Origin of the sequence: Martinezella paranaensis, assembly GCF_014200235.1 — a bacterium.
GTDB classification, from domain to species: domain Bacteria; phylum Pseudomonadota; class Alphaproteobacteria; order Rhizobiales; family Rhizobiaceae; genus Rhizobium; species Rhizobium paranaense.
On record NZ_JACHBI010000001.1, the window covers coordinates 253,781 to 279,532 of the forward strand.

Here is a 25,752-nt window from a genome sequence, read left to right on the forward strand (position 1 = left end):
GTCCTTTGCCGATTTGTCTTTGACCGGATTTACTCTCTGGGCGCGGCTGCGCGGCGCAGCCGGTCGTTGATGGCCTCGCCGAGGCCTTCGTCGGGAATGCTGGAAAAGGCGATCGTTGCCGCGCCGCTGCCATCGGCGCGTTTCATGAAGTCGAACAGATTGGCGGCGGCTTCCGAGAGATCGCCGGACGGGCTGAGATCAAGCACCATGGCCGCGTTCTCCACCCCGGCAATGTCCGGCCGGCCGAAACGGATCAGCGCCTCGCCCGGCAAAATAGTCGTCGCATCCAGCCGCACAGCGGCGCCCGGCGCATAATGAGAGGCAAGCATACCCGGGGCCTCAATGGCAGGCGAAGCGCCGTTCTTTCGCCGGAGCGGCTGACCCGCGACTCGCTCGATCTCTTCCGCCGCCAGGCCGCCGGGTCTCAGTAGGCGCATCTCTCCGTCCTCGACCTTGACGATGGTCGATTCGACGCCGACGATCGAAGCGCCGGCATCGAGGATCAGGGAAATCCGCTCGCCGAGATCGTCGTGAACATGATCGGCGCTGGTGGCGCTGATCTTGCCGGACGTATTGGCGCTGGGAGCGGCAAGCGGCCGGCCGAAGGCGCGGATCAGATCGCCAGCAAAACCCTGCGGCACGCGGATGCCGATGGTATCGAGCCCCGCCGTTGCCAGCGGATGGATATCGCTTTCCGGCCGCAGCGGCAACACCAGGGTCAGTGGACCGGGCCAGAAGGCCTCCGCAAGCTTCCGCGAGATCGGGTCGAAGATCGCATATCGTTCCGCCATGGCGAGATCGCTCATGTGGCAGATCAGCGGATTGAAGCGCGGCCGCCCCTTCGTCTCGTAGATGCGAGTGATGGCGGCGGGATTGGTGGCATCGGCGGCAAGCCCATAGACCGTCTCGGTCGGCAACCCGATCGGCAGCCCCTCGGCGAGCGTTGCCGACGCCACCGCTATTGCTGTTTCAGGGTGTTGGAGAATGTCTATGTGTCGCGCCATGGCCTGACCGGTTGCAATTCAGGCCGTTCTTATGCTTTTCAAGTTTGGGGATCAATGATCAAAGCTGGCGAATGATGTCGCGGAGCTGTTCGTTTCGCGCGCCAAGCAGCAGTACATTGCGAACGGCGATCTGCGGATCATGCGTGTGGAAGAGTACGCCGTTGCCTCGGATCTCGCGATTGATCGTCAGTTTCTTTTCCGGCGATTCCTGATCCGGGTGGACGGCGACGGCAAAATACATCCGTGAATATTTCAGGCTGATATTCTCGAAGAAATTGTCGTTTTGGCCGATGCGGGCAAAGAAGTTGGCGATGTAGAAGGCCCAGCTCACCTCTTCATACTGCGCGAATTGGGTTCGCGCCGCGGTGACATGGCAATAGCCGAGATGCGGCGTGTCCTTCAGTGTGTGATGGAAGATGAGCTTCGGAAAACGAATCGATTGGTGAAAGCTGTTCAGCCGGTCATGGGTCTTTTCGCCGGCATTCCGCAGCTTATTCGCCGTGCGCTCGGCCACTTCCTCATAACTGAGATAGCGCCGTTCTTCGGCCAGCCAATGCGCCCTGTCGCGGGTGATGCGGCCGGTGCGCAGGAATTCGCTATGCGCGGCTGCCGGCAATTCCGGTTCCGGCTCTGCGGGCTTCTTGGCGTCGAAATATCTGAGCTTGGCCATGCGGCACTCACGTCTGGGTATGGATACAAGTTGATAGATCGCCTAGCTTGAGCCGGGCTTAAGCGCGCCCAGCGCTCACGGTTTGAGGAGGATCAGAACCATACCGGGTATCACCGATCTCAAACTGCTGATTTCCAGCATGGAACCGAATCTCATCGAAGGCGAATTCGTTTTTTGCAGCCTGCCGCCTTCAGCGCTGTCAGACTACGCCCATTTGAAGCCGATCGGGATGTTTCAGGAAAAGGAAGGGATGACGCTGATCCTTCCGATCGACGCCGCCCGGCAGGCGAAGCTTCCTGCTGAACCCGCGATGCGAATGATCAGCCTCGACGTCCACTCCTTGCTGGAAGCGGTCGGCCTGACAGCCGCCTTCGCCACGGCGCTCGGAAACGAGGACATCAGCGCCAATGTCATTGCGGCCTATTATCATGACCATATCTTCGTGCCGTCCGCCGATGCCGAGCGTGCCGTGGCGGCATTGAAGGCGCTCTCCAACCGCTCTAAAAATCCTGATAATTCAACTCGTTGATCTCGACCGGCTTCGGCTGGGTGGTCGCTGCGGTGACGATGGGATCGACCATCAGCGAGACGAGCGTCTGCAGCGGTGCGGTACAGCTCGGTCCCTTGGCTATGATCATGGGGGCCGGCTCCGGTTTGGCGGGCAGCAGATCGCCCTGTGGCCATATCTTGGCGAGCTGCACCTTCGTCATCTGAACGACGTTGACATCGATATCGGTAAGTGTCCCCGGCACCCGGTAAGGACAGGTCTTCTCCGAGCAATTGTCGGATGAGGAGAATTGCCAGAGCGCATAATTGTCCCAATTGCCGAGCGGAAAGGTGCCTGTCACATCCGGCTTGTAGCGGGCATACCAGAGCGGCAACCGCGACAGGATCGGATAGTCCTCTCGATGATCGGCGATATACCGGGCGGTGTTGTGATTGGTGTAGAGGATGGGATAGCGGCCGGTTCTGACCTTGATGTGACCGACGAAGACCTGTGCGTCATCCAGAGACATGAATTGGGTCGTGTCCATGCCGTCGATATCGAGCACCATCAACTCGTCCGGTTTTGGATCGGCATAATCCAGAAAATGATTGGCCTGGTCGACGGGGTTGCCGGGCCGTCCAAGGTGGTAGGCGCCCCAGAGCAGGCCGTTCGTCTTCGCCAGCATCCGGCGCGTCTGAAATAGCTCGCGGCTAACAGCATATTTACGCCACATCGTCTTGCAGTGCGCAAAGGTGTCGCCGGCATGATCGCCCGTGCAGCTAAAGCTTTCTGGCAGGCCGTCGGAAGCCTTCGAGATGAAGGCGGCGATGCGCTTGTCCTGCAAAAGCTGATCCCAATCGATGGTGTTCAGCTCGTAGGCATCGACGATGAGGGCGTTCTGGGGATCGTTCCAGGGCTGGTTTTCAGCGGCCGCGAGGCGGGAAGCCGGTCCCAGCAGCGCCAGAACCATCAGGAAACTGCAAATCAGAGGGTGAGTCTGCCGGTATCCCTTCATGAAATAATGGTAAGGATTGCTGGTTAATCCTTGGTTAAGAATGAAATCGTTATAGATTGACCTCCGTGGGGTCCGCGCATAGCCCTTAAATTGGTCGTGATTTAAGGAAGAACTATGCGCCACCGCTGCGTCTTGGCGCGTCCTTATTGGAGGCGCCGCGCGGCAGGTAACTCGAACCCTGTCTTGGGGAACCTTCCCCAATACGGAACGTTATTTGCTGAGCACAAAATAAGCCAGGAATGGAGATGTAAATGCTTGGTTTCCGTGCAAGAATTGCGACCATTGCTGTTTCGGCCGCGGTGGCTCTGACGAGCTTCACCCCGTCCTTCGCAATGCAGATGCCTGCCGCGCCCGCTGCGGCGGCAGACAAGGCCGCCCCAACAGACGTTCAGCAGGTTCAGTGGCGCCGTTATGGCGGTTATCATGGCGGGTACTATCCGTATTATCGCCGTGGCTGGTATGGCGGCTATCGCGGTTATCCCGGCTATCGTTATGGCTATCGCTATTACGATGGCTATTGGTACCCGTTGGCAGCCTTTGGCGCCGGAGCCATCATCGGCGGCGCGATTGCCAGCCAGCCTCGTTATGTTGCCCCGGCTGGAGACATCAACCCGCGCCATGTCGAATGGTGCGAGGCGCGCTACCGCTCCTACCGGGCTTACGACAATACGTTCCAGCCCAATCGCGGCCCCCGGCAGCAGTGCTATTCGCCCTACTTCTGAGCAAGAGATTTGGTCCATCCATAAAAAACCGCCCGGTCATTCGCCGGGCGGTTTTTTATGAATGGATATGATGCCGTCAGAGAATGTTGACCCGCTTAAGCAGCCACCAGGATAACACCATCGATGCGATGATAAGGCCGACGGCATATTCCGTGCCGCCGCCGCCGGTTGAAAATGGCAAATTTGACGTGTTCATACCGAAAAAGCCGGTGACCAGCGTTGGCGGCAGCAGGAAAGCCGTCATGATCGATAGAATGTAGAGATGGCGGTTGATCTCGGAGGAAAGCTTCGAGTCGATTTCTTCGTGCAGCAGTCTGGCGCGCTCCTGCAGCGCGTAAACATCGTGATCAACCGCCTCCAGGCGGCCGGTCAAGCGGCCGGCGACATCCTCGAAGCCGAGCGGCATCTCTTCGTCATCGGATGCTGCAGCGCGCCGCATCAGTGACAAAACGGTGCGTAGATGCCGGTGCAGGCGCACGATCGTCCGGCGGATGGGCGCGAGCCGCCGGCGTTCGTCCCGCGGGGCGTTCTCGTAGACGAAATCCTCGATGAGGTTGAGCTCCTCGGTCATTTCCATGACCAGCGAGATCAGGCTGCGCTGGAACTCGATGACCAGCAGTTCGAAGATATCCAGCGGCCCCGTGAATTTGGCGGCGTTTTTTTCGATCAGCATGCGCGCCCGCTCGACGCTGCGCAGCGGCTGCAGCCGGGTGGTGATGAGCATGCGGTCGGTGAGCACGAAATGCAGCCAGCCGATGTCGCGCGTGTCCTGATCGAACTCTCGCTGAAAATCCACCAGCGTGCCATAGAGCATCTGCTCGTCGACGGTGAGGGTCGCATGCGTCTCATGCGTGGTGAGCGCCATGCGGGCAGCTTCGTTCAGACCTGGCGCATCCTCCAAAAGGGCGGGCACGCGGGCATCGACAAGACTAAGATGCAGCCACAGGAAACCGTCCTCGGCAAACAGCGCGGCGCGTTCGGTATCTTCGGACAGCCGCTCCGGCTTACTCGCGCCGGGACGCAGGCGATAAGCCCAGACGAGGCCGGGTATCGTGGTGGCTGACGTGATCGTGTTCATGGCCGGGTTGTTCGTATCCATAAGGCAATTGCCATAGTCATTGTTCATGACAGTTGTTTATGCAAGTCCCGGCTGCGATTATAGAGAGGCGGATATGCCGCAATTTTGCTTTCAAACGAAACCTCAAAATTGACGTTTACGTAAAAATCAATTAGCTATAAACGTCATGTGGCCAATAGCCTGGGTGAGGTAGACTGTTGGCATCGTCATTGCGGAGGAAGATACCATGTACAAGGCGCCGGTCGAGGAAATCGCGTTTACGCTGAAGCATGTCGCCGGCATGGGGCGGGCGATGGAAGACGGACGTCTTGGCGATCTCAGCGGCGATGTCGTCGACGCCATCCTGACCGAAGCCGGCCGTTTTGCAGGCGATGTGATGGAACCGCTGGCCGAGATCGGCGATCGGCAGGGCACGAAGTTGGTCGATGGCAAGGTGGTGCTACCCCCTGGCTGGGAGCAGCTCTATCGCGACTGGATTGCCGGCGGGTGGAATGGGCTGACGGCGCCGGAGGAATTTGGCGGTCAGGGCCTGCCGCATATGCTGAATATCGCGACGCTGGAAATGTGGAATTCCGCGTCCATGGCCTTTGGTCTCGCACCGACCTTGACCATGGGCGCAGTCGAGGCACTGCTCGCCCACGGCAGCGAAGACCTTAAGCGCAAATATCTGGCAAAACTGGTTTCCGGCGAATGGGCCGGCACAATGAACCTGACCGAGCCGCATGCCGGCTCCGATGTCGGCGCGCTACGCACTCGCGCCGAACGCCGTGACGACGGCACCTACCGCCTGTTCGGCCAGAAGATTTTCATCACCTGGGGCGATCACGAGGCCGCGGAGAATATCGTCCATTTCGTGCTTGCCCGCCTTCCGGATGCTCCGGCGGGGACGCGCGGCATTTCCTTGTTCCTGGTGCCGAAATTCCTTGTCGGCGACGATGGCTCGCTCGGCGCCCGCAATGATTATTTCGCCCATTCGCTGGAGCATAAGCTCGGCATCCATGGCTCGCCCACCTGCACGATGATCTATGGCGACGGCAAATACGGATCCGAGAAGGGTGCTGTTGGCTGGCTCATCGGCGAGGAGAACAAGGGGCTGGCCTGCATGTTCACGATGATGAACAATGCCCGTCTCGCCGTCGGTATCCAGGGCGTGGCCATCGCCGAGGCTGCGACACAGAAGGCCATCGCTTACGCAAAAGAGCGCACGCAAGGTCGGGCGCCGGGTACGACGACCACAGGCATGAGCCCAATCATCGAACATCCCGACATTGCCCGCATGCTGCTGACGATGAAGGCGCTGACGCAGGGTTCGCGCGCCATCTGCTACGCCTGCGCCGAGGCGATCGATATGTCGCATCGCGATGAGGGCAGGGCATCGTATTGGCAGGGGCGTGCCGCTCTGCTGACACCGATCGCCAAATCCTTCTCCACCGACGCCGGCGTCGATGTCGCCTCGCTTGGCATCCAGGTGCATGGCGGCATGGGTTTCATCGAGGAGACGGGCGCCGCCCGCCTGCTGCGCGACGCCCGCATCGCGCCGATCTATGAAGGTACCAACGGCATTCAGGCGATCGATCTTGTGACGCGCAAGCTGACAATCGCCGGCGGGGACCATCTGCGTGGCTTCACCCACGAGCTGCGCGAGATCGCCGATGCTGTCGAGAAATCCAATCTGGACGGCTTCGGCGAGACGGCGGCTCGGCTTTACGCCGCCATAACCGATCTCGAAGCGGCAAGCGAATGGCTGCTGGCACGCCAGGCGGAGGGCCGTATCGCCGAGGCCCTGTCAGGCGCCACACCCTATCAGCGGCTTTTCGGTCTCGTGCTGACGGCCTGCTATCTCGCCAAGGGCGGTCTGGCTGATGTTGCGGACGGCGAGGGGGAAAAGCGCATCGCCCTCTGCCGCTTTGCTGCGGAAAACATGCTGGCCGAAACCACCGCGCTCACCGATCGCATCGTCGCCGGCGCTTCCAGCCTCGAAGCTGCGCGCATCGCTCTTGCCTAAGGATATAGATTTGACCGACCACATCCTGATCGAACGCCCAGAGACCGCGTCGCATGTGCAGGTGATCCGCTTCAACCGGCCAGAAAAGAAAAATGCCTTCACCCGCGCCATGTATCAGGCAATGACCGACGCGCTGCGGGCAGCGGATGAGACCTCAGATATCCGCGCCATCGCCTTCCTCGGCAGCGAAGGCTGTTTTTCCGCCGGCAACGACCTTGCCGATTTCCTGGCTTTCGCCATGAGCGGCACCATGGGCCGCGAGGTTCTGGACTTCCTGGCCGTACTGGCGACCGCGAAAAAGCCCGTCGTCTCCGGCGTCGATGGCCTGGCGATTGGCATCGGCACCACGATTCATCTCCATTGCGACCTGACGATCGCCTCCGACCGCAGCCTGTTCAAGACCCCCTTCGTCGATCTCGCCCTCGTCCCCGAAGCCGCCTCCAGCCTGCTCGCACCCCGTGTCATGGGCCACCAACGCGCTTTCGCTCTACTCGCTCTCGGCGAGGGCTTTTCCGCCGCGGAAGCAAAAGAGGCCGGCCTGATCTGGAAAATCACCACGCCGGAAGCGCTGGAAGCCGAAACCCTGTCGCTCGCCGCCAAACTTGCGGCCAAACCGCCGGAGGCCCTACGGATCGCTCGTGACTTGATGCGAAGCTCCCCCGAAGACGTTCTCGCCCGTATCGAGGAAGAGGCAAGGCACTTTGCGGCGCAACTGAAGAGCGCGGAGGCTCGGGCGGCATTCGAGGCGTTCATGAAACGGTGAGGGATATTCTTTTCCCTCATCCGCCCTCGTGGTTCGAGACGGCCCTGTGGGCCTCCTCACGATGAGGGCTGGGCTTTGTGCTCGACTGAAGAAGATTAAGCTGGCCCTTCCACACATTTGGGGCGGAGCGGGGTATTTCGATATAAGCTGGAAAATCGCTCTGCACCCTGAGTTTATCGAAGGGTGTTTTACCGACGGGTCACTCCACCCTCATGGTGAGGAGGCCCACAGGGCCGTCTCGAACCACGAGGGTTGGCCCCTTAATCCCGGTCATTTCCACTCGGTTTATGCCCGGCGGGTCCGCGTCGCGACAGGGCAGGCAACGCTTCGTAATTCAAGGCAATCAACGCTTCCTTCTTTCGGCGTGACCAACCCTTGATCTGCCGTTCGCGGGCGATGGCATCAATGATACGGTCATAGATTTCATGGAACACCAATTCGACCGGCCGGCGTTTAGCGGTGTAGCCATCGTAGATGCCCGCATTGTGTTCCCAGACGCGCGCTTCGATCTCCTGTTTGGTGAGACCAGTATAATAAGAGCCATCGCTGCAGCGAAGGATGTAGACGGTGGCTTCCATGGCAGAGCTTTCAAATTGGAACGAGTTGCTCGCTACCATTAAGTGTATTGAGCGAGCAAATCTTTTCCCTCATCCGCCCTCGTGGTTCGAGGGTCGCTTTGCTCCCGCCTCACCATGAGGGCTAGTCTCCTGGCCTTTCAAAACTCAGCAGATCCCACATCCTAACTTTTTCGAAGGAAGCGGGACGAGGTGATTCTCGTTCCACGCCCATTGCGAGGCGCGAAGCCCCGAGAGTGTCGCAGGATGATCTATGAGGGTGTCCCTCCGCCCTCATGGTGAGGAGGCCCATAGGGCCGTCTCGAACCACGAGGGTCGGCCACAGGCTTTCGGCAGGGAAATCTCACTTCTCCAGCGCCGCCACCACCTCGACATGCGAACTCCAGAGGAATTGGTCGATCGGGGTTACTTTCGTGATGCGATAGCCGCTTTCGACAAGCAGGGCCAGATCGCGCGCGAGCGTTAGCGGATTGCAGGAGACGGCGACGATTTTTTTGACGGTGGAGCGAGCCAGTTCCTTGCTCTGGAATTCCGCACCGGCGCGCGGCGGGTCGAAGACGACGGCGTCGTAGGCTTTTAACTCCTGCGCCATCAGCGGCCGACGGAAAAGGTCACGGCGTTCGGTCGTTACTGGTTTCAGCCCCGGCGTGTTGCGCGCTGCATGGTCGAGCGCTGCCAGCGGCTTGTCTTCGCCTTCGACGGCATGCACGCGGCCGGTGCGCGCCAGGCGCAGCGCAAACGTGCCGCTGCCGGCGAAGAGATCGGCGATGCGCTTTGCCTTGCCGACATGGGCGGCGACCAGCTCGGCCATGGCCTCTTCCGCCGGTTTCGTCGCCTGGGTAAAGGCGCCCGGCGGTGGCGAAACCTGGATGCCGCCGAACTCGACCATCGGCTTCATCGGCTCGACCAGGATCTCGCCGTTCAACGAGACCCGGGCGATGCCGCGAAGGGTGAGAACGGTCTCGATGGCGCTGCGGCGCTGCTTGTCGGAGAGCTTCTTGATGTCGTCGACGGCGATGTCGAGGCCGGAGAGCGTCTCCAGAACGGAGATGCGAAACGCTTCCGCGCTGACGGCGAGAGCCGCGCCGACCGCCCTGATCGCCGGCAGCCGCGACATGATCCCGGCCGACGCAATCGGACATTCCTGAATGGCGACGATGTGATGACTTTCGGCCTGGTTGAAGCCGATCAGCATCTCTTTCTCGGTCTTACGCGCGGCGAAGACGACACGCCGACGCTCGCCGGGATGGGCCGCGATGATGTCGTCTACTTCGGGCGTCAGCCCCTTGGAGCGCAGCGCATCGATCACGAGCTGGCGCTTGAAGGCGCGATACGGCTGATCCGCATAGTGCTGCAGCGTGCAGCCACCGCAGGCGCCATTGACGCCCTCGGGGCCGAAATGCCGACAGTGCGGCTCCTGCCGGTCGGGCGAGGCCGTTGCAATCGACATCAATGTGCCGTGGCTCTTCACCCGGGCAATAGCAATGGTCTCGCCGGGCAGCGTGAACGGCACATAAATCGGTCCGTCAGTGCCTTGCGCAATGCCGTCGCCCTGGGCGCCGAGCTTCTGGATGGTCACGGTTTCGGTGCTCATGGCTTGATCCCTGCGAGAAGAAATTCCTGATTGCCGTCGCCACCCGCGATCGGCGAGGGGATGAGGCCGAGGCTCTGCCAGCCCATGTCCTCGACGAGCCAGCGTTCCAGCTCCGCTGCAACCGTCGGAGCGGAGGAGGGGTCCTTCAACAGGCCGGCCTTGCCGATCGCCTCGCGCCCGGCCTCGAATTGCGGCTTCACGAGCAGCGCACAGTGCGAGCCCGGCTCTGCGAGTGCAAGGGCGGGTGCCAGCGCCAGCTTCAGCGAGATGAAGGAAACGTCAGAGACGATGAAGGTTGTGGGCTTGCCGATATCCTCAGCCGTCAGGTTGCGGGCGTTCAGGCCCTCGATATTGGTGACGCGCGGGTCGGCTGAAATGCGCGGATGCATCTGTCCATGGCCGACATCGATAGCTGTGACATGCGCTGCACCCCGCTGCAGTAGCACTTCGGTGAAGCCGCCGGTCGATGCGCCGACATCGAGACAGTGCTGGTCTTTGGGGTCCAGTTGGAAATGATCCAGCGCGGCCACCAGTTTCAGCGCGGCGCGCGAAACATAGTCTTGAGCAGGATCGTCGATCGAGATCTCGGCATCTTCGGTAAATAGTGCCCCCGGCTTGCTCACCACCTTGCCGTCAACCGTTACCGTGCCGCGCTGAATAGCGTCGCGCGCCCGCGAGCGGCTGGCGAAAAGCGAGAGGGAGACGAGGAGCTGGTCGAGGCGTTGCGGTTCGGACATGGGCTGTCCATGCCGGGCAATGGTCTGCGTTGCAAGCGTTTTGTGTTGATGGCGGCGAATGTCGGCGTTGACGCTATGCGGTATCTGACCATAATCGCCGCAAACCGGCGGTAGATGGGGGCTCGAATGCGCGGGATTTGCGGTTATGCGACGGCTCTGGCGATGCTCGCCACGCCGGCCTTGGCAAATGATAGCATGGCCGAACTCAAGACCGGTGGCCTCGCCTATGTCCGCACCGGCGATATCAGCATGGAGGACGAAAAGCTCTTCATCTCTCCGACCGAGGTGAGGGTCGACTATATCTTCCAGAACACCTCGGATAAGGATGTCGAAAGCGTCGTCGCCTTTCCGATGCCAGATATTCAGGGCGACATCGACAGCATCGTGTCCATCGCCGACTCCGATGCCGACAATTTCCTCGATTTCACCGTCACGCAGGACGGCAAGTCGATCACGCCGACATTGCAGCAGAGCGTCACTGTCGCCGGTATCGATATGACGGCGGAGCTGAAGGCGCACAATATTCCGCTACTGCCGCTCAGCAAAGCCACGCTGGATGCGGTTGCGAAGCTGCCGGCCGATGTGCTCGAGGACTGGACCGCTCGCGGCCTCATCGCCGATGACGAATACGACAATGACAGCCAGGGCATGAAGCATCACCCGACGCCGATGTGGCTTCTGCACACCACCTACTGGTGGCGCACCAAGTTTCCAGCCGGCGCCAAGATCAGCGTGCAGCATCGCTATAAGCCGAGTGTCGGCGGCACGGTCGCGATCACCTTTGCCGGCGACGGCGACTACAAGAAAGAGCAGCTCAAGACTTATCAGGCCAAATATTGCATGGATGATGCTTTCGTCAAAACCGCCGGCAAACTATCCGATGCCTCCGACAAGGGTGGCCGCGGCTATACCGAAAGCTGGATTTCCTATGTTTTGAGCACGGGCGCCAACTGGTCCGGCCCGATCAAGCATTTCCAACTAACGGTCGATAAGGGCAGCCCGGACAACTACGTCAGTTTCTGCGGCAGCGGCGTCAAGAAGATCGGCCCCACGAGCTTTCAGATGAGCGCAGAGGATTTTTCTCCCGAGCACGATCTCGATATTCTGATCCTCAACGCAGTATCTCAGAACTAGGCTTTTACTGCACCTTTTTGCGCCGCACAGAGTTAAATGATTTTAAAGCGGTAGCATCTACTTATGCAGAGGATTGCGATTGTCTTCTTCAGGGATAATCGCCTGCCATGACGGCTTTGCGCCTCTCGCGCCCAATCATGCCTCTTCCCTGAATTTTCGAGCATCCGGCCGCGCACTCCCAGCGGGGTTCGTCGATGTGCTCCAGGACCAGCGCTCAGGAGGCGCTCGCCCATGTTTGCGAAGAACCTTTCTTTGAATGGCAAACTCGCCATCACCTTTGCCGCACTTATCGCTATCTTCGCCTGCGTTTCGGCATTCGTTTACGCCAAGGAAGAAGTATCCACCGGGGCGGCCGCCGAACAGGTCAAATCGCAGGAGCTCGTCAATCTGATCGACGATTCCCTGCAGGCCATGCTGGAGCAGGCCGTCAACTTGCGCGGCTTCCTGCTGCTGCGTAGCGACAGCACCTATCGCGACGTCGGCACCAATCGTGATCGCATGCTGAAGAGCATGGCGGCCGCCAAGGCGGTTGCCGCCGATCAGCCGGACCTGCTTTCGGCGATCGACGGCATGCAGAAGGCCGCCGACCTCTATTTCCATCAGCTCGCCGAGCCGCAGATGAAGGCGCGCAAGGAAACCGACATGCCGCTCGACCAGGTCGTCAAGATCGGCCAGAACGAGACGAAGGGCCAGCTCGATGGTTTCCGTGAGGCGGCAGCCAAGATCAAGCAGGCTGCCCGCGCCAAGGCTGATACCTTGTCAGCCACGCAGGACGAAGCGAACAGCGATCTTCGCATGACGCTGATCGCCGGCGGCATCATCGCCTCGTTGGCCGCTGCCGTGCTTGCCTGGCTGCTCGCACGCACCATCGTTCGCCCGATCGTCGGCATGACCGCTGCCATGGGCCGCCTGGCCGGCGGCGAGCATAATATCGACGTACCGGCCATCGGCCGTGGCGATGAAGTCGGCCGCATGGCCGATGCCGTCCTCGTCTTCAAGGATGCGGCGATCGAGAAACTGCGTCTTGCGGGCGAAACCGACCGCATGCGCGGCGATGTCGAGCGTCAACGTCAGATGAGCGACGAGCAGAAGGCCCGCGAAGAGGGCGAGATCCGCTTCGCCATGGAGGGATTGGCCGGCGGACTTGCCGCCCTTGCCTCCGGCAATATCACCGCGCGCCTCGACCGCACCTTTGCGTCGCAGTTCGACGCTGTTCGCGCCGACTTCAACAATGCTGCCGAAAAGCTGGAAGCTGCCCTGCAGTCGGTCGGCCGCAATGCTTCGGCAATCAATGCGGGCGCAGGCGAAATTCGCTCGGCCGCCGACGATCTTGCTCGCCGCACCGAGCAACAGGCCGCCGCCGTCGAAGAGACCGCAGCAGCCCTCGAACAGGTAACGACGACCGTTCGCGATTCGGCCAAGCGCGCCGAAGATGTCGGCCATCTCGTCGAACGCGCTCGTCAGGGTGCTGAGAAGTCCGGCGACGTGGTCCGGAAGGCGGTCTCCGCCATGCAGCAGATCGAAAAGTCCTCGGGCGAGATCAGCAACATCATCAGCGTCATCGACGATATTGCTTTCCAGACCAATCTTCTGGCTCTGAACGCTGGCGTCGAAGCCGCCCGTGCCGGCGATGCCGGTAAGGGTTTTGCGGTCGTCGCCCAGGAAGTCCGCGAGCTGGCACAGCGTTCCGCCAATGCCGCGAAGGAGATCAAGGCGCTGATCACCACGTCGAGCGATCAGGTCAATACCGGCGTGTCCCTGGTCGGAGAGACCGGCAAGGCATTGGAGCTGATCGTTTCCGAAGTGCAGGAGATCAATCGCCACGTCGGCGCCATCGTCATCGCCACCCGCGAACAGTCGACGGGCCTGCAGGAGATCAACACCGCCGTCAACAACATGGACCAGGGCACGCAGCAGAATGCCGCTATGGTCGAGGAACAGACGGCGGCGAGCCACGCTCTTGCCCGCGAGGCAGCCTCCCTTAATGAACTCCTGAACCAGTTCCGCCTGAATGACATGCCCCGCGAATCCAAGCGACCGGCGGCCGTCACCGCCCAGTCGCGCCCGGCTGCTTCGCCCGCAAGGGCATTGGGCCGCACGGTCGCCAAGGCGTTCAGCGGCAAGGCCACTGCGGCGGCCGTTGCCCAGGATGAGTGGGAGGAATTCTGAGCCAGGCGTCTTTATGACGCCGAACCCCTGATGCTTTTCCGAGCAGCGGAGGCTCGGGCAGAAGAACCATTTTGATCGGTGATCTGTCTCGCTCATTTCGCGGCGAGACAGATACTAGTTGGCGGCAATGGCCAAGGGTGACTATGCCCCCCTTGGCCCGCTCCGTTCCTTAATATTTCGGCGGAACATAAAGCTCCGGCGGCAGCACCTTGCGCTCATAGTCGGGGTTGAAGACACGCTCCGGCAGCGTGATGTCCTCGTGAGGCACGTCCTCATAGGGAATTTGCTTGAGCAGATGATCCATGCAGTTGAGGCGGGCGCGCTTCTTGTCGTTGCCTTCGACGATATGCCAGGGCGCTTCCGGAATGTTGGTGCGCGCGAAGGTTTCTTCCTTGGCCTTCGTATAGGCTTCCCACCGCACGCGGGACTGCAGATCCATTGGCGACAGCTTCCACTGCTTCAAGGGATCGTGGATGCGCACGAGGAAGCGAAGCTGTTGCTCTTCGTCGGTGATCGAAAACCAGTATTTGACAAGCCGAATCCCGGAGCGAACCAGCATGCGTTCGAACTCGGGCACATCGTGGAAGAACTGCTGGACTTGATCTTCCGTCGCAAAGCCCATCACGCGCTCGACGCCGGAGCGATTGTACCAAGACCGGTCGAAGAGAACGATCTCGCCGCCCGCCGGCAGATGGGGCACGTAGCGCTGGAAATACCATTGGGTCTTTTCACGATCGGATGGTGCCGGTAGCGCGACGACCCTGGCAACGCGTGGATTGAGCCTTTGGGTGATTCGCTTGATTGCCCCGCCTTTGCCCGCCGAATCTCGACCCTCGAAGATCACGACGACCTTCTCCTTGTGATAGGTCACCCAATCCTGCAGCTTGATCAGTTCGGCTTGCAGCGACAGCAAGGCGCGGAAGTAGTCGATGCGCGGCATCGCAGCCGGATGCGCCTTCTGGTAGATCTTTCGGATCTCTTCGGAGAGAGCCGGTTCCGAGAGTTCCAACTCATAGTCTTCATCTAGCGTATCGGCCAATTCCGCTTCAAGCCAGTCGGAATACTCGTTTTCTTTGTCTGGATTGCTCAAGGTTCTCTCCGCTTCTCTATGACAGCTAATGATAGCAGTCGAATGCATGATCGCTCTTAAAAAACGCGAACATGCCTGCCCCTGCATTGCTGCAAGTTCCGCTTTGTTCATGACAGTCGGATGAATGATTGCAGCGAGACGAAGGGTAAAGGACGCCAAACGCCAGATAGGGCGCCTAGAAGCCCCAGGCTAACCCCAATAGGTATGTCACATGAAGTGCCGGAAGCTTGACGCCCCGACAAGCGGTAGATTGATGGCGAGGTAGCCGAGCTTATCCGGCGACCTCGATCATCCGGCTGCGGCCCAGCGCCTTGAACACCGTCTGTATGATGCCGGCCCGGTCGAGGCCGGCTTTGGCGTTCATGACTTCGGGCTTGGCTTGTTCCATCCAGATATCGGGCATGACCAGCGTACGGATCTTCAGGCCGTTGTCGAGCAGGCCTTCGGTTGCGAGGAACTGCATGACCTGGCTGCCGAAGCCGCCGACCGAGCCTTCCTCGATGGTGATCAGCACCTCGTGATGGCTGGCAAGCTGGCGGATGAGGTCGTGGTCCAACGGCTTGGCGAAGCGAGCATCGGCAACCGTTGTCGGCAGGCCGGCAGCATCGAGATCTTCGGCGGCGGCGAGGCTGTCGGCGAGCCGCGTGCCGAAGGATAGCAGCGCCACTTTCGACCCCTGCTTGACGATGCGGCCCTTGCCGATCTGCAGAATTTCGCCGCGTTCCGGCAGCTCGATGCCGACGCCTTCGCCGCGCGGATAGCGGAAGGAGATCGGGCCGAGATCGTAGGCTGCGGCCGTGCGCACCATATGCTTCAGTTCTGCTTCGTCGGCGGCGGCCATGACCACGAAGCCGGGCAGGCTGGCGAGGAAAGCGGTATCGAAGGAGCCGGCATGCGTCGGTCCGTCGGCGCCGACAAAGCCGGCGCGGTCGATCGGGAAGCGCACCGGCAGGCCCTGGATCGCCACATCGTGCACCACCTGGTCATAGGCGCGCTGCAGGAAGGTCGAATAGAGAGCTGCGAAGGGCTTGAAACCCTCGGCCGCGAGGCCGGCCGCGAAAGTGACGGCGTGCTGCTCGGCGATACCGACGTCAAAACAGCGGGTCGGGAAAAATTCCTGCAGCTTATCGAGGCCGGTGCCGTTCGGCATGGCGGCGGTAATGCCGACGATCTTATCGTCCAGCATCGCTTCCTGCACGAGGGCATCGGCGAAAACACTGGTATAGCTCGGTGCGTTCGGCTTCACCTTGGCCTGTGCACCCGTGATGACGTCGAACTTGTTGACGCCGTGATATTTATCCGCCGCCGCTTCGGCAGGGGCATAGCCCTTGCCTTTTTGCGTTACCACGTGGATCAGCACCGGCCCCTGTGCATGGTCCCGCACATTGCGCAGCACCGGAAGCAGATGGTCGAAGGAATGACCGTCGATCGGGCCGATATGGTAGAAACCCATCTCCTCGAACATCGTCCCGCCGGTGACATAACCCCGCGCATGCTCCACGGCGCGTGTAATGGCGCGGTCGACATTCTTGCCGAGATAGGCGGTCAGCTTCTTGCCGAAATCGCGGAAGCCCATATAGGTGCGGCCGGAGGCAAGGCGCGCGAGATAGGCGCTCATGGCCCCGGTCGGCGGAGCGATCGACATGTCGTTGTCGTTGAGGATGACGATCAGCCGGGCGTCGAGGGCACCGGCATTGTTCAGCGCCTCATAGGCCATCCCAGCCGACATCGCGCCGTCGCCGATGATCGCAATGACGCGGCGGTCGCTCTTGTCGAGTTCGGCGGCAACCGCCATGCCGAGACCGGCGGAGATCGACGTCGAGGAATGTGCCGCACCGAAGGGATCGTATTCGCTCTCTGCGCGACGGGTGAAGCCGGAAAGTCCGTCCTCCTGGCGCAGCGTGCGGATGCGGTCGCGGCGGCCGGTCAGGATCTTGTGCGGATAACACTGATGGCCGACATCGAAGATCAGACGGTCGTTCGGCGTATCAAAGACGTTGTGGATGGCGATGGTGAGTTCGACGACGCCGAGGCCGGCACCGAGATGTCCACCCGTGCGCGATACCGCGTCGATCATCTCCTCGCGGAGCTCGCTGGCGAGTTGCGGCAAATCCCGGTCCTCCAGCTTTCGCAGGTCGGAAGGATAGTGGACCTGGTCCAGCAGGGGCGTCTCTGGCATGTGTGTCAAGGCTGAAGCCTCTTTCTTGATATTCTTGGGCGGCGGCCCGCCTTTATGTCAAAACAGATTGCGTCAGAAGGCGACGAATTCAAGGACTGCCTGAACAAGAAACATTTGGCATTGTTATGAACCCGTTAGCTTTCCGGCAAAGGAATAAACTCTTCCTCGTCTCCCGGCACGATGTCGAAACGCCCGGTGCGCCATTCTTCCTTGGCCTTTTCGATGCGCTCCTTGGAAGAAGACACGAAATTCCACCAGATATAGCGTTTCGAATTGAGCGCCGCACCACCAAAAAGCATAAGATGACAGCCTTTTTCAGTCGCCTCTAAGGCAATCGCGTCGCCGGGACGGAAGACAAGGAGCTGATCCTGCTCGAAACGGTCGCCTGCAACGACAAGCGAGCCGGAGAGAATATAGACCGCACGTTCCTCATGTCCCGCGCCGAAGGGGAATTTCACGCCAGGCTGAAGCTGAAGATCGACATAGAGCGTATCGGAGAAGACTTTGACCGGCGACGTCACGCCCTCGAAACTGCCGATGACCACGCGGCCCGTCGCACCGCCGTCGTTGATCAGCGGCAGATCGCTCATTTCCGTATGGGTAAAGGCCGGATCGATCTCTTCCTTGTCGTCCGGCAGGGCAAGCCAGGTCTGCAGGCCGGACATCGCCAGCGGATGGCCGCGCAGATTGTCCGGCGTGCGCTCGGAATGCACGATGCCACGCCCGGCCGTCATCAGGTTGATATCGCCGGGGCGAATGACTTTTTCTGTCCCGAGACTATCCATGTGGCGGATTTCGCCGTCGAAGAGATAGGTGACGGTCGACAGGCCGATATGCGGATGCGGCCTGACATCCAACGCTTCGCCGGGCCGCAGCACCGCCGGACCCATGCGATCGAAAAAGATGAACGGTCCCACCAGCCGCCGCCGGCTGCTCGGAAGCGCGCGTCGCACGAAGAAGCCGCCGAGATCGCTGGTGCGCGGAATGATGAGATGCTCGATCGCGTCGCAGGCGAAGGCATCGCCGGGCAGCGGATCTTTTCCAGGGAAGAAGGACATGACGAGCGCTCCATTCGGTTGAAGACAACCTAACGGCAATGTGTCGGAAACTCAAATTTTGCGCGCGTAAGCCCTATTGCCCGTCCAGCGGCTCCGTGCCCTGAGGCTTGCCGGCGCGGTCGAGCCTGATCTTCTCGATGCGGTTTTCCGCCGCCGAGAGCAGGGTCTCGCAATGCTTCTTCAGCGCTTCGCCGCGCTCATAGATGGCGATGGATTCATCCAGCGCTACGTCGCCACGTTCCAGCCGCGCGACGATGCTTTCGAGCTCCGCCACAGCCTTTTCGAAGGAATAGCCGGAGACATCCACTTTGGCGCTTTCGCTCATCATCAACCCTTCATCATGCGCAGAATGTGCAGGCCAGCCGATTCGGCGAGGCCTTCCAGATCATAGCCGCCTTCGAGCAGGCTGACGACCCGGTTCTTGGCGCTGCGGTCGGCGATTTCCAGAATGCGCCCGGTCGCCCAGTCGAAATCCTCGCCGGTGAGATTGAGTTGCGCCAGGGGATCGCGATGATGGGCGTCGAAGCCGGCCGAGATGAGGATGATGTCGGGGCGGAAATCATCGAGCGCCGGCAGCACACGCGATTTGAAGGCCTCGCGGAAATGGTCGCCGCCGGTATTGGGCGAAAGCGGCGCGTTGACGATGGTGTTATGCGTGCCGCGCTCGTCCTTTTTGCCGGTACCGGGGTAAAGCGGCATTTGGTGCGTGGAGCAGAAGAGCACCGAGGGATCGTCCCAGAAGATGTCCTGCGTGCCATTGCCGTGATGCACATCCCAGTCGACGATGGCAACGCGCTCGGCTCCGTGGGCTTTCTGCGCATGGCGGGCGGCGATCGCCACATTGTTGAAGAAGCAGAAGCCCATGGCCTTGTTCTTCTCGGCGTGGTGGCCAGGCGGGCGGGCTGCGACGAAGACGTTGTCGGCCGCGCCGGAAAATACATCATCGACTGCCGCCATCGCGCCGCCGACGCCATGCATGATCGCCTGCAACGTCTTCGGGCTGGCATAGGTGTCGGCTTCGAGCTGGTTGATCTCGTCCTCGTCACCCCCGTCGGGGATCGAACGCAGGACAAAGCTCAGGTGCTCTTCCGGATGGGCAAGCAGCACGGCGTCCTCACTGGCGAGCGGCGCCTTGCGCCGGTCCAGCCTCTCGAAGTTCGGATGCTCCAGCGCGATATTCAGGGACCGCAGCCGGTCCGGCCTCTCCGGATGACCCGGCGGGGTAAGATGTTCCAGAAAAATCGGGTGCTCGTAAAGACGTGTGCTCATAAAACCAATCTACAGACGAGATATGACATCTGCTACCGGACATGGGCAGTATCACCATAATGTCAACAATCCATCTTAACCACGTTGGGCTACCAACCGTTTACTTCTTGAGGGGCGATGTTAAGCTTTCATTAAGGTGCAAGCCGGGCCGGCCGAGGTTTTGCGTTATGATGGGTATCGAACGATCTGATGTCATCGAGATGCGAATACCGCCTCGCGATGTCGACAGGCAGGGGCAGATGTTCATCGCCTCCTACATTTCCCAGGCGGAAACGGCGTTGTCGAATTTTTGGCGCGCGCGGCCACTTGTAAGCGACGAGCCGGTCTACATCGCCACCAAGGCGTCATGCGCGCTGCACCGGGCGCTACGTTATGACGATCTCGCCCGCTTTTCGGTCAGCGTCAACAAGATCGGCGGCAAGTCGATTGGCTTCATGGTTCTGGTCGAAACCGGCAACGAGCTGGCTGCGGAGGTGGAAATCCTCTGGCTCGCCGTGCGCGGCGAGGAACACGATCCCGTGCCGCTGCCCGAAGATACCCGCGACTGGCTCTATAAGTACCTGGATTGACCTTTTGGCTCAGCTCCGCTGCGGCAGCAGGGGATAGCCAACCATGACAGCGCGGCCGACGAGGGCGGCGACAACAGCCTTGACGAGATCGCCGGGAACGAAGCCCATCGACCCTTTGAACGCGTTGGCGAAGCCAAGATTGGCCGCGATCGCGAGCCAGGCAATGCCGAAAGCGTAGAGAACCACGACGCCGCCGATCACCGAAGCGATGAAGAAGCCGATGCCCTGGGCAAGGGCCGTCTGCTCGCCTTTCACCAGCCGCTCGGAGAGATAACCGGTGACATAGGCGGCGAAGATCCAGCCGATGAAAAAGCCGGCCGTCGGGCCGGCAAAGACGGGAAGCCCACCGCGGCCGCCCGATAGCACCGGCAGGCCGATTGCCACCAGCACGACGACGATCAATACCGCGACTGCGCCACGCTTCGCGCCGAGCACCACGCCCGCAAGCATCACGCCGAGCGACTGCGCAGTGATCGGGACCGGAATGATGCCGATCGAGATCGGCGGCAACAGGCCGAGCGCCACGATGATGGCGGCAAAAAGCGCAGAGAGGACGAGGTCGCGGGTGGTCATGACGGCTCCATTCGAAAATAGTGTCTTTTCAATGCCGCCGAATGCCACGGGCGTCAATCGCAGCCGCAATATTATCGGCATCGCGCAGGGTCAGGATGATCAGCGGCACCAGCGCTGTCGTAAAACGGATTTTGATCCCGCGCGCCTCATGCGCCTCTCGGATGGCGCGGTAACGGTCGAGAATTTCCGGGACGAAGCGCACGACGAGACCGACCGCAAGCCCAATATCGGCGGCCTTCAGCAGTCCGGCCTTTTCCAATGGCGCAGCAAGCGCCGTAATCTCGTCGATGAAGGCGGCGATCGACGTCGTCGCCGTCACCACGGCTGCAAAAAGCATAAGCGCGGTCAGCCGCAACACGGTGACGACAGCGACATGGACGGGATTGAAGATCAGGCTGAACAGCGCCACCACGACAATGGTGAGAATGACCGGCCTCAGCCGCTTCAATGCTTCGCTCGCCGGTAAACCGGTACTGAAAAAAAGAAGGGCGCCGATGGCGACGGCGAGGCCGAGCAGCGCGAGATTGTCGGTCAGGAACAAGAGAAGGCCGAGGACAACCAGCGCGCCGAGCTTGAGGCGCGGCGCCATCCGGTGCATCCAAGTGCTGGCGTCGACGTACAGCGTCTGCATCAGGCGGCCAACTCCCTGTAGCGGGCTATGGCCTCGGCCGGTGGCGCGTCGGCGATCAAGCGACCTTGATCGAACAGCAGCACGCGGTCGAAATCCTCTACCAGCGGCAGGTCATGGCTGATGACGATGACATGTTCCGGCAGGCCGGCAATGGTTGTCTGCACCAGAGCCCTGTTCTTGAGATCGAGCTGATTGGTCGGTTCGTCGAGGATGAGAATGTCGGGGCCGGTGACGAGCACCGAACAGAGAGCCGCCATCTGCAGCTCGCCGCCGGAAAGTTCGTGTGCCCGTCGCTCCGCTAGGTGGCGGACGTTGAAACGATCGAGAATGCCATCCACTGCCGCCTCGATGTCGCTCTTGCCGAGGCCGCGCGCCTTGAGGCCGAAGGCGATATCGTCGCGGATGATCGGCAGGATGATCTGGTTCTGCGGCGACTGGAAGATATAGCCGACCTTGCCGAGCACGGATTTGGCGTCGGTGACGGTGTCGAGCCCGTTGACGGTGACCCGACCGGTCGTCGGCTTGGCAAGCCCGTTGATCAGCCGTGCAAATGTCGTCTTGCCGGAACCGTTGAGCCCGATCACGCCGATGCGCCGCTCGCTCAGCGTTAGGCTGAGCGGCGAAAGCGCAAGCCGCGCGCCGAAATTCACGCCGGCATTGTCGAAGCGGATATCCAAGCTGCTGGCCCTGTTCCTCTGTGATATCGCGGTCCTATAGCCCATCGCGGCGAATTATCAAATCAACGCCCGTTTGAAAGCATGGGAATTTATGCCTATGATCCATGCATGACGAATCTGCTTTCAAACCGCGACGCTCGCCGCGTCTTCCTCGCCAAGCAGGGACTTTCCAATCCGCCGAACCGTGCCTTGACCAAGGCGGGGCTGTTGCAATTGATCCACGATATCGGCTTCGTGCAGGTCGACAGCATCTCGACGGTGGAGCGGGCGCACCATCAGATTCTGTTTTCCCGCAATCAGACCTATCGGCGCGAGCATCTGACCGAGCTCTTGGAAAAGGATGGCGCGCTGTTCGAAAACTGGACGCATGATGCCTCCATCCTGCCGAGCGCCTTCTTCGTTTATTGGAAGCACCGGTTTCGCCGCGAGGAACTGGCGATCGTCGAGCGCTGGCGCAAATGGCGGGGCGAGGGTTTCGAAGCCGCTTTCGACGAGACCTATGAGCGCGTCCTGAAAAACGGCGCCATCACGGCCCGTGAGATCAAGGATGAAAATCATACATCCGGCGGCTGGTGGAACTGGCATCCGAACAAGACGGCACTCGAATATTTCTGGCGCACCGGCAAATTCGCGATCGCTGGACGCACCAATTTCCAAAAGGTCTACGATCTGGTCGAGCGCGTATTGCCGGAAAATGTCCATGCGCCCGAAGTCGGCCATGACGAATTCGTCGACTGGGCCTGCCGCAGCGCTCTGCAACGCCTGGGATTCGCCACATCAGGCGAAATCGGCGCCTTCTGGGATTTGGTAACGCCACAGGAGGCAAAGGCCTGGGTCGAGGCGCATCGCGCGGAACTGACGGAAATATTGATCGAGCCCGCCGTGGACGGCAAGCCACGCCCTTCCTTCGCCTTCGTCGATTTTCCGTCTACGCTCGACAGCTTCCCCGAAGCACCTGCTCGAATGCGCGTGCTCAGCCCCTTCGATCCAACGATACGCGACCGCAACCGCACCGAACGCCTCTTCGGCTTTTTCTACCGCATCGAGGTCTTCGTGCCGGAGCCGAAGCGTGAATATGGCTATTACGTTTTCCCGCTTCTGGAAGGAGACCGGCTGGTCGGCCGGATCGATATGAAAGCCGACCGCAAGGCGGGTACGCTGGACGTCAAACGCCTATGGCTGGAGCCCGGTGTCCGGGCATCTGCCGGACGGCTGGAAAAATTGGAAGCCGAGCTGGATAGGGTGGCGCGATTCGCCGGGGTCGAGAAGGTGGTATTTCTGGAGGGATGGCGAGCTTAGTCACCGCCCCTTGAGGGGGAGGTCGCGCGGAACGCGCGGGTGGGGGTGCCCCTGAGTGCGGCGAGATATCACCCCACCCCGGAGCTTCGCTCCGACCCTCCCCCTCAAGGGGAGGGTGAAAATCAGCAAATCTCCGTCTGGGTGATTTTGATGCCGAACCCTTCCAGGCCGACATAGTGCCGCTCGCGGCTGGTGAGCAATTTGATCGAGCTGACGCCGAGATCTTTCAGGATCTGCGCGCCGAGGCCGATTTCCAGCCATTCGCTGTCGCGGGCCTGGGCCTCGGCATGGATCTCGTGGCCGGCCTGGCGGGATTTGCGGCCATTTTCGAAATGGCCGACGCCCACGGAACCTTCCCGGAGATAGACGATGATGCCGCGGCCCTCATCGGCGATCTTCTTCATGTAGAAATCGACCGGGCGGCGCTTGCCGAACAGGTCTTCGGCCACGCTTTCCGGATGCAGGCGCACCGGAATGTCGATGCCGTCACGGATGTCGCCGAAGACGACGGCGAGATGCTGCATCGGGTCCCACGGCAGCGAATAGGTATGCGCCCGCGCCTTGCCGAACGGCGTTTCGATATCGAAGCTGTCGCCGAGTTCGATCAGTGTTTCCTTGCGCTGGCGATAAGCGATGAGGTCGGCGACGGAGATGAGCTTCAGCCCGTTCCGCTCTGCGAATTCCACCACCTGCTGGCCGCGCGTCACCGTGCCGTCGTCATTGACGAGCTCGCTGATGACGCCGATTGGTGGCAGGCCGGCGAGCCTGCAGAGGTCGACGGCGGCCTCCGTATGGCCGGAGCGCATCAGCACGCCGCCTTCGCGGGAGACGAGCGGGAAGATATGGCCGGGACGCACGAAATCGGTCGGGCCGACATTCGGATTGGCGAGATTGCGCACCGTCAGCGTGCGATCGTCGGCGGAAATGCCTGTGGTCGTGCCATGCTTGAAGTCGACCGAAACGGTAAATGCGGTGGTATGTGCCGAATCGTTTTCCGCCACCATGGCGTTGAGGTTGAGGCGCTTCGCCTCCTCGCGCGGCATCGGCGTGCAGACGATGCCCGACGTGTGGCGGACGATGAAGGCCATCTTCTCGGGCGTGCAATGGACGGCGGCGACGATCAGGTCACCCTCGTTTTCACGGTCGTTATCGTCCATGACAACGACGATCTCGCCGGCCTCGAAGGCTCGGATGGCTTCCACGACGCGCTTCTGGTCATAGGGCATGAAAACGTCCTTATTTCAGCCGGCCGGTCTGGCCACGGTCTCTGAGATAATGATCGGCAACGGCGCAGGCCACCATTGCCTCGCCGATCGGCACGGCGCGGATGCCGACGCAGGGGTCGTGGCGGCCCTTGGTCCGCACATCGACATTGTTGCCATCCGCGTCGATGGACTGGCGTTCCGTCAGGATCGAGGAGGTCGGCTTGATGGCAAAGCGCGCGACGATGGGCTCGCCGGTGGAAATGCCGCCGAGTATGCCGCCGGCATGGTTGGACAGGAAAATGCGGTTGCCGTCATTGCCCATGCGCATCGCATCGGCGTTTTCCTCGCCGGTCAGCTCAGCGGAAGCAAAGCCCTCACCGATTTCGACGCCCTTGACGGCGTTGATCGACATCAGCAGCGAGGCGATATCCTGATCGAGCTTGCCATAGATCGGTGCGCCGAGACCGGCGGGTACACCCTCGGCGACGACTTCGACGACGGCGCCGATCGAAGAGCCGGCCTTGCGGATGCCGTCGAGATATTCCTCCCAGACCGGTACGATTTCCGGATCCGGGGCGAAGAATGGGTTCTGATCGACCTGTGCCCAATCCCAATTGGCGCGGTTGATCTTATGCTTGCCGATCTGCACCAGCGCGCCGCGCACGGTGACGCCGGGCACGACGAGACGGGCAATACCCCCTGCAGCGACGCGCGCTGCGGTCTCGCGGGCAGATGAACGTCCGCCGCCGCGATAGTCGCGGATGCCGTATTTGACATCATAGGTATAATCGGCGTGGCCGGGGCGATAGCGCCGCGCGATCTCGCCGTAATCCTTGGAGCGCTGGTCGGTGTTTTCGATCAGCATCGAGATCGGCGTGCCCGTTGAAATCATCGTCTCGCCGTCTTCATCCAGCATCACGCCGGACAGCACCTTGACGAGATCGTCTTCGCGCCGCTGCGTCACGAAACGCGACTGACCGGGCTTGCGCTTGTCGAGCCAGACCTGAATGTCCTCGAGCTTGAAACGCAGCCCTGGAGGGCAGCCATCGACGACGCAGCCGAGCGCCGGCCCATGGCTTTCGCCCCAGGTGGTGACGCGGAAGAGATGACCGAATGTATTGTACGACATGGGAAACGACCGGATTGCTGCGGCCCGGCGGCGGCCGCGCCTTTATCTCTTGGAATTGCGGCACACTCATAGGCCAAAAAGCTGCCGAGGCAAATCTTTCTTTCCGTTGTGGCCGCGCGG

The 25,752-nt window shown here is 60.9% G+C and carries 25 protein-coding genes; 8 read left to right on the forward strand and 17 right to left on the reverse strand.

The window, feature by feature from the left end; genetic code table 11:
* Nucleotides 1-29: 29 nt before the first annotated feature.
* Nucleotides 30-1,004 carry an L-threonylcarbamoyladenylate synthase gene (locus tag GGD50_RS01185; protein ID WP_107107202.1) on the reverse strand — a complete coding sequence of 325 codons (975 nt, stop codon included), beginning with the start codon at nucleotides 1,002-1,004 and terminating at the stop codon, nucleotides 30-32.
* A gap of 58 nt (nucleotides 1,005-1,062) precedes the next feature.
* Entirely contained in the window at nucleotides 1,063-1,674 is a 612-nt protein-coding gene (locus GGD50_RS01190) for a DUF6656 family protein (protein WP_107107203.1), read from the reverse strand.
* A 100-nt stretch (nucleotides 1,675-1,774) separates the two neighbouring features.
* Between GGD50_RS01190 and GGD50_RS01195 the strand changes: the two genes are divergently transcribed.
* Nucleotides 1,775-2,203, forward strand: a complete 429-nt coding sequence (locus GGD50_RS01195; protein ID WP_107107254.1) for an ACT domain-containing protein — start codon at nucleotides 1,775-1,777, stop codon at nucleotides 2,201-2,203.
* On the opposite strand, the gene GGD50_RS01200 is transcribed toward GGD50_RS01195, so the two are convergent.
* A complete protein-coding gene (locus GGD50_RS01200; RefSeq protein ID WP_245407418.1) occupies nucleotides 2,175-3,131 on the reverse strand; it encodes a glycoside hydrolase family 25 protein in 957 nt (318 codons plus the stop codon). The genes GGD50_RS01195 and GGD50_RS01200 overlap by 29 nt on opposite strands.
* 296 nt (nucleotides 3,132-3,427) lie before the next feature.
* Between GGD50_RS01200 and GGD50_RS01205 the strand changes: the two genes are divergently transcribed.
* Entirely contained in the window at nucleotides 3,428-3,898 is a 471-nt protein-coding gene (locus GGD50_RS01205) for a BA14K family protein (protein ID WP_107107205.1), read from the forward strand.
* Nucleotides 3,899-3,974: 76 nt separating this feature from the next.
* Here GGD50_RS01205 and GGD50_RS01210 read toward each other — a convergent pair whose 3' ends face one another.
* Entirely contained in the window at nucleotides 3,975-4,976 is a 1,002-nt protein-coding gene (locus GGD50_RS01210; RefSeq protein ID WP_107107255.1) for a transporter, read from the reverse strand.
* Between the two features lie 226 nt (nucleotides 4,977-5,202).
* On the opposite strand from GGD50_RS01210, the gene GGD50_RS01215 reads away from it, so the two are divergent.
* Nucleotides 5,203-6,981 (forward strand): acyl-CoA dehydrogenase family protein, encoded by a 1,779-nt coding sequence (locus GGD50_RS01215; protein ID WP_107107206.1) that lies wholly within the window; start codon nucleotides 5,203-5,205, stop codon nucleotides 6,979-6,981.
* Between the two features lie 10 nt (nucleotides 6,982-6,991).
* Nucleotides 6,992-7,744 (forward strand): crotonase/enoyl-CoA hydratase family protein, encoded by a 753-nt coding sequence (locus GGD50_RS01220; protein WP_107107207.1) that lies wholly within the window; start codon nucleotides 6,992-6,994, stop codon nucleotides 7,742-7,744.
* Between the two features lie 260 nt (nucleotides 7,745-8,004).
* Here GGD50_RS01220 and GGD50_RS01225 read toward each other — a convergent pair whose 3' ends face one another.
* From GGD50_RS01225 to GGD50_RS01235, 3 genes are all read right to left on the reverse strand, one after another.
* The gene (locus GGD50_RS01225) at nucleotides 8,005-8,322 is read right to left on the reverse strand and encodes a GIY-YIG nuclease family protein (RefSeq protein ID WP_107107208.1); all 318 of its coding nucleotides are present in this window, start codon (nucleotides 8,320-8,322) and stop codon (nucleotides 8,005-8,007) included.
* A gap of 340 nt (nucleotides 8,323-8,662) precedes the next feature.
* Entirely contained in the window at nucleotides 8,663-9,913 is a 1,251-nt protein-coding gene (locus tag GGD50_RS01230; RefSeq protein WP_107107209.1) for a class I SAM-dependent RNA methyltransferase, read from the reverse strand.
* Complete coding sequence (locus GGD50_RS01235; RefSeq protein WP_107107210.1) at nucleotides 9,910-10,650, reverse strand: TlyA family RNA methyltransferase; 741 nt, start codon at nucleotides 10,648-10,650, stop codon at nucleotides 9,910-9,912. The genes GGD50_RS01230 and GGD50_RS01235 overlap by 4 nt, the downstream gene beginning before the upstream one ends.
* 126 nt (nucleotides 10,651-10,776) lie before the next feature.
* On the opposite strand from GGD50_RS01235, the gene GGD50_RS01240 reads away from it, so the two are divergent.
* Entirely contained in the window at nucleotides 10,777-11,784 is a 1,008-nt protein-coding gene (locus tag GGD50_RS01240; RefSeq protein WP_107107211.1) for a DUF4424 domain-containing protein, read from the forward strand.
* Between the two features lie 231 nt (nucleotides 11,785-12,015).
* Complete coding sequence (locus GGD50_RS01245) at nucleotides 12,016-13,953, forward strand: methyl-accepting chemotaxis protein (protein WP_107107212.1); 1,938 nt, start codon at nucleotides 12,016-12,018, stop codon at nucleotides 13,951-13,953.
* Nucleotides 13,954-14,122: 169 nt separating this feature from the next.
* On the opposite strand, the gene ppk2 is transcribed toward GGD50_RS01245, so the two are convergent.
* The 5 genes from ppk2 to GGD50_RS01270 all read right to left on the reverse strand — a co-directional run bounded on the left by ppk2 (nucleotide 14,123) and on the right by GGD50_RS01270 (nucleotide 19,549).
* Entirely contained in the window at nucleotides 14,123-15,043 is a 921-nt protein-coding gene (ppk2, locus tag GGD50_RS01250) for a polyphosphate kinase 2 (protein WP_107107213.1), read from the reverse strand.
* A 271-nt stretch (nucleotides 15,044-15,314) separates the two neighbouring features.
* Nucleotides 15,315-17,231, reverse strand: coding sequence for a 1-deoxy-D-xylulose-5-phosphate synthase (dxs, locus tag GGD50_RS01255; protein WP_107107214.1), 1,917 nt, complete (start codon nucleotides 17,229-17,231; stop codon nucleotides 15,315-15,317).
* A gap of 125 nt (nucleotides 17,232-17,356) precedes the next feature.
* On the reverse strand, nucleotides 17,357-18,280 hold the full coding sequence (locus GGD50_RS01260; RefSeq protein WP_107107215.1) for a pirin family protein: 924 nt from the start codon (nucleotides 18,278-18,280) through the stop codon (nucleotides 17,357-17,359).
* A 73-nt stretch (nucleotides 18,281-18,353) separates the two neighbouring features.
* Nucleotides 18,354-18,605 carry an exodeoxyribonuclease VII small subunit gene (locus GGD50_RS01265; protein WP_028750625.1) on the reverse strand — a complete coding sequence of 84 codons (252 nt, stop codon included), beginning with the start codon at nucleotides 18,603-18,605 and terminating at the stop codon, nucleotides 18,354-18,356.
* Between the two features lie 2 nt (nucleotides 18,606-18,607).
* Nucleotides 18,608-19,549, reverse strand: a complete 942-nt coding sequence (locus GGD50_RS01270) for a histone deacetylase family protein (protein ID WP_107107216.1) — start codon at nucleotides 19,547-19,549, stop codon at nucleotides 18,608-18,610.
* A 167-nt stretch (nucleotides 19,550-19,716) separates the two neighbouring features.
* Between GGD50_RS01270 and GGD50_RS01275 the strand changes: the two genes are divergently transcribed.
* Nucleotides 19,717-20,118, forward strand: coding sequence for an acyl-CoA thioesterase (locus tag GGD50_RS01275; protein WP_107107217.1), 402 nt, complete (start codon nucleotides 19,717-19,719; stop codon nucleotides 20,116-20,118).
* A gap of 9 nt (nucleotides 20,119-20,127) precedes the next feature.
* Here GGD50_RS01275 and GGD50_RS01280 read toward each other — a convergent pair whose 3' ends face one another.
* The 3 genes from GGD50_RS01280 to GGD50_RS01290 are packed head-to-tail and all read right to left on the reverse strand — an operon-like array spanning nucleotide 20,128 to nucleotide 21,999.
* Entirely contained in the window at nucleotides 20,128-20,691 is a 564-nt protein-coding gene (locus GGD50_RS01280) for a biotin transporter BioY (protein ID WP_107107256.1), read from the reverse strand.
* A 28-nt stretch (nucleotides 20,692-20,719) separates the two neighbouring features.
* A complete protein-coding gene (locus GGD50_RS01285) occupies nucleotides 20,720-21,322 on the reverse strand; it encodes an energy-coupling factor transporter transmembrane component T family protein (RefSeq protein WP_107107218.1) in 603 nt (200 codons plus the stop codon).
* Complete coding sequence (locus GGD50_RS01290) at nucleotides 21,322-21,999, reverse strand: energy-coupling factor ABC transporter ATP-binding protein (protein WP_107107219.1); 678 nt, start codon at nucleotides 21,997-21,999, stop codon at nucleotides 21,322-21,324. The genes GGD50_RS01285 and GGD50_RS01290 overlap by 1 nt, the downstream gene beginning before the upstream one ends.
* A gap of 108 nt (nucleotides 22,000-22,107) precedes the next feature.
* On the opposite strand from GGD50_RS01290, the gene GGD50_RS01295 reads away from it, so the two are divergent.
* Nucleotides 22,108-23,298 carry a winged helix-turn-helix domain-containing protein gene (locus tag GGD50_RS01295; protein ID WP_107107257.1) on the forward strand — a complete coding sequence of 397 codons (1,191 nt, stop codon included), beginning with the start codon at nucleotides 22,108-22,110 and terminating at the stop codon, nucleotides 23,296-23,298.
* A gap of 122 nt (nucleotides 23,299-23,420) precedes the next feature.
* Here GGD50_RS01295 and ribB read toward each other — a convergent pair whose 3' ends face one another.
* The gene (ribB, locus tag GGD50_RS01300) at nucleotides 23,421-24,524 is read right to left on the reverse strand and encodes a 3,4-dihydroxy-2-butanone-4-phosphate synthase (protein WP_107107220.1); all 1,104 of its coding nucleotides are present in this window, start codon (nucleotides 24,522-24,524) and stop codon (nucleotides 23,421-23,423) included.
* A 10-nt stretch (nucleotides 24,525-24,534) separates the two neighbouring features.
* Nucleotides 24,535-25,632, reverse strand: a complete 1,098-nt coding sequence (gene aroC / locus GGD50_RS01305) for a chorismate synthase (protein WP_107107221.1) — start codon at nucleotides 25,630-25,632, stop codon at nucleotides 24,535-24,537.
* Between the last annotated feature and the right edge of the window lie 120 nt (nucleotides 25,633-25,752).

Bases quoted from the DNA above. Each gene is read 5' to 3' on its own strand.
- GGD50_RS01200 (WP_245407418.1), bottom strand. From the start codon at position 3,131: ATGGTTCTGGCGCTGCTGGGACCGGCTTCCCGCCTCGCGGCCGCTGAA.
- GGD50_RS01185 (WP_107107202.1), bottom strand. From the start codon at position 1,004: ATGGCGCGACACATAGACATTCTCCAACACCCTGAAACAGCAATAGCG.
- GGD50_RS01215 (WP_107107206.1), top strand. From the start codon at position 5,203: ATGTACAAGGCGCCGGTCGAGGAAATCGCGTTTACGCTGAAGCATGTC.
- GGD50_RS01230 (WP_107107209.1), bottom strand. From the start codon at position 9,913: ATGAGCACCGAAACCGTGACCATCCAGAAGCTCGGCGCCCAGGGCGAC.
- GGD50_RS01225 (WP_107107208.1), bottom strand. From the start codon at position 8,322: ATGGAAGCCACCGTCTACATCCTTCGCTGCAGCGATGGCTCTTATTAT.
- GGD50_RS01280 (WP_107107256.1), bottom strand. From the start codon at position 20,691: ATGACCACCCGCGACCTCGTCCTCTCTGCGCTTTTTGCCGCCATCATC.
- GGD50_RS01210 (WP_107107255.1), bottom strand. From the start codon at position 4,976: ATGAACACGATCACGTCAGCCACCACGATACCCGGCCTCGTCTGGGCT.
- GGD50_RS01285 (WP_107107218.1), bottom strand. From the start codon at position 21,322: ATGCAGACGCTGTACGTCGACGCCAGCACTTGGATGCACCGGATGGCG.
- GGD50_RS01275 (WP_107107217.1), top strand. From the start codon at position 19,717: ATGATGGGTATCGAACGATCTGATGTCATCGAGATGCGAATACCGCCT.
- GGD50_RS01260 (WP_107107215.1), bottom strand. From the start codon at position 18,280: ATGTCCTTCTTCCCTGGAAAAGATCCGCTGCCCGGCGATGCCTTCGCC.
- GGD50_RS01270 (WP_107107216.1), bottom strand. From the start codon at position 19,549: ATGAGCACACGTCTTTACGAGCACCCGATTTTTCTGGAACATCTTACC.
- GGD50_RS01235 (WP_107107210.1), bottom strand. From the start codon at position 10,650: ATGTCCGAACCGCAACGCCTCGACCAGCTCCTCGTCTCCCTCTCGCTT.
- GGD50_RS01295 (WP_107107257.1), top strand. From the start codon at position 22,108: ATGACGAATCTGCTTTCAAACCGCGACGCTCGCCGCGTCTTCCTCGCC.
- aroC (WP_107107221.1), bottom strand. From the start codon at position 25,632: ATGTCGTACAATACATTCGGTCATCTCTTCCGCGTCACCACCTGGGGC.
- GGD50_RS01205 (WP_107107205.1), top strand. From the start codon at position 3,428: ATGCTTGGTTTCCGTGCAAGAATTGCGACCATTGCTGTTTCGGCCGCG.
- GGD50_RS01240 (WP_107107211.1), top strand. From the start codon at position 10,777: ATGCGCGGGATTTGCGGTTATGCGACGGCTCTGGCGATGCTCGCCACG.
- ribB (WP_107107220.1), bottom strand. From the start codon at position 24,524: ATGCCCTATGACCAGAAGCGCGTCGTGGAAGCCATCCGAGCCTTCGAG.
- GGD50_RS01245 (WP_107107212.1), top strand. From the start codon at position 12,016: ATGTTTGCGAAGAACCTTTCTTTGAATGGCAAACTCGCCATCACCTTT.
- GGD50_RS01265 (WP_028750625.1), bottom strand. From the start codon at position 18,605: ATGAGCGAAAGCGCCAAAGTGGATGTCTCCGGCTATTCCTTCGAAAAG.
- GGD50_RS01190 (WP_107107203.1), bottom strand. From the start codon at position 1,674: ATGGCCAAGCTCAGATATTTCGACGCCAAGAAGCCCGCAGAGCCGGAA.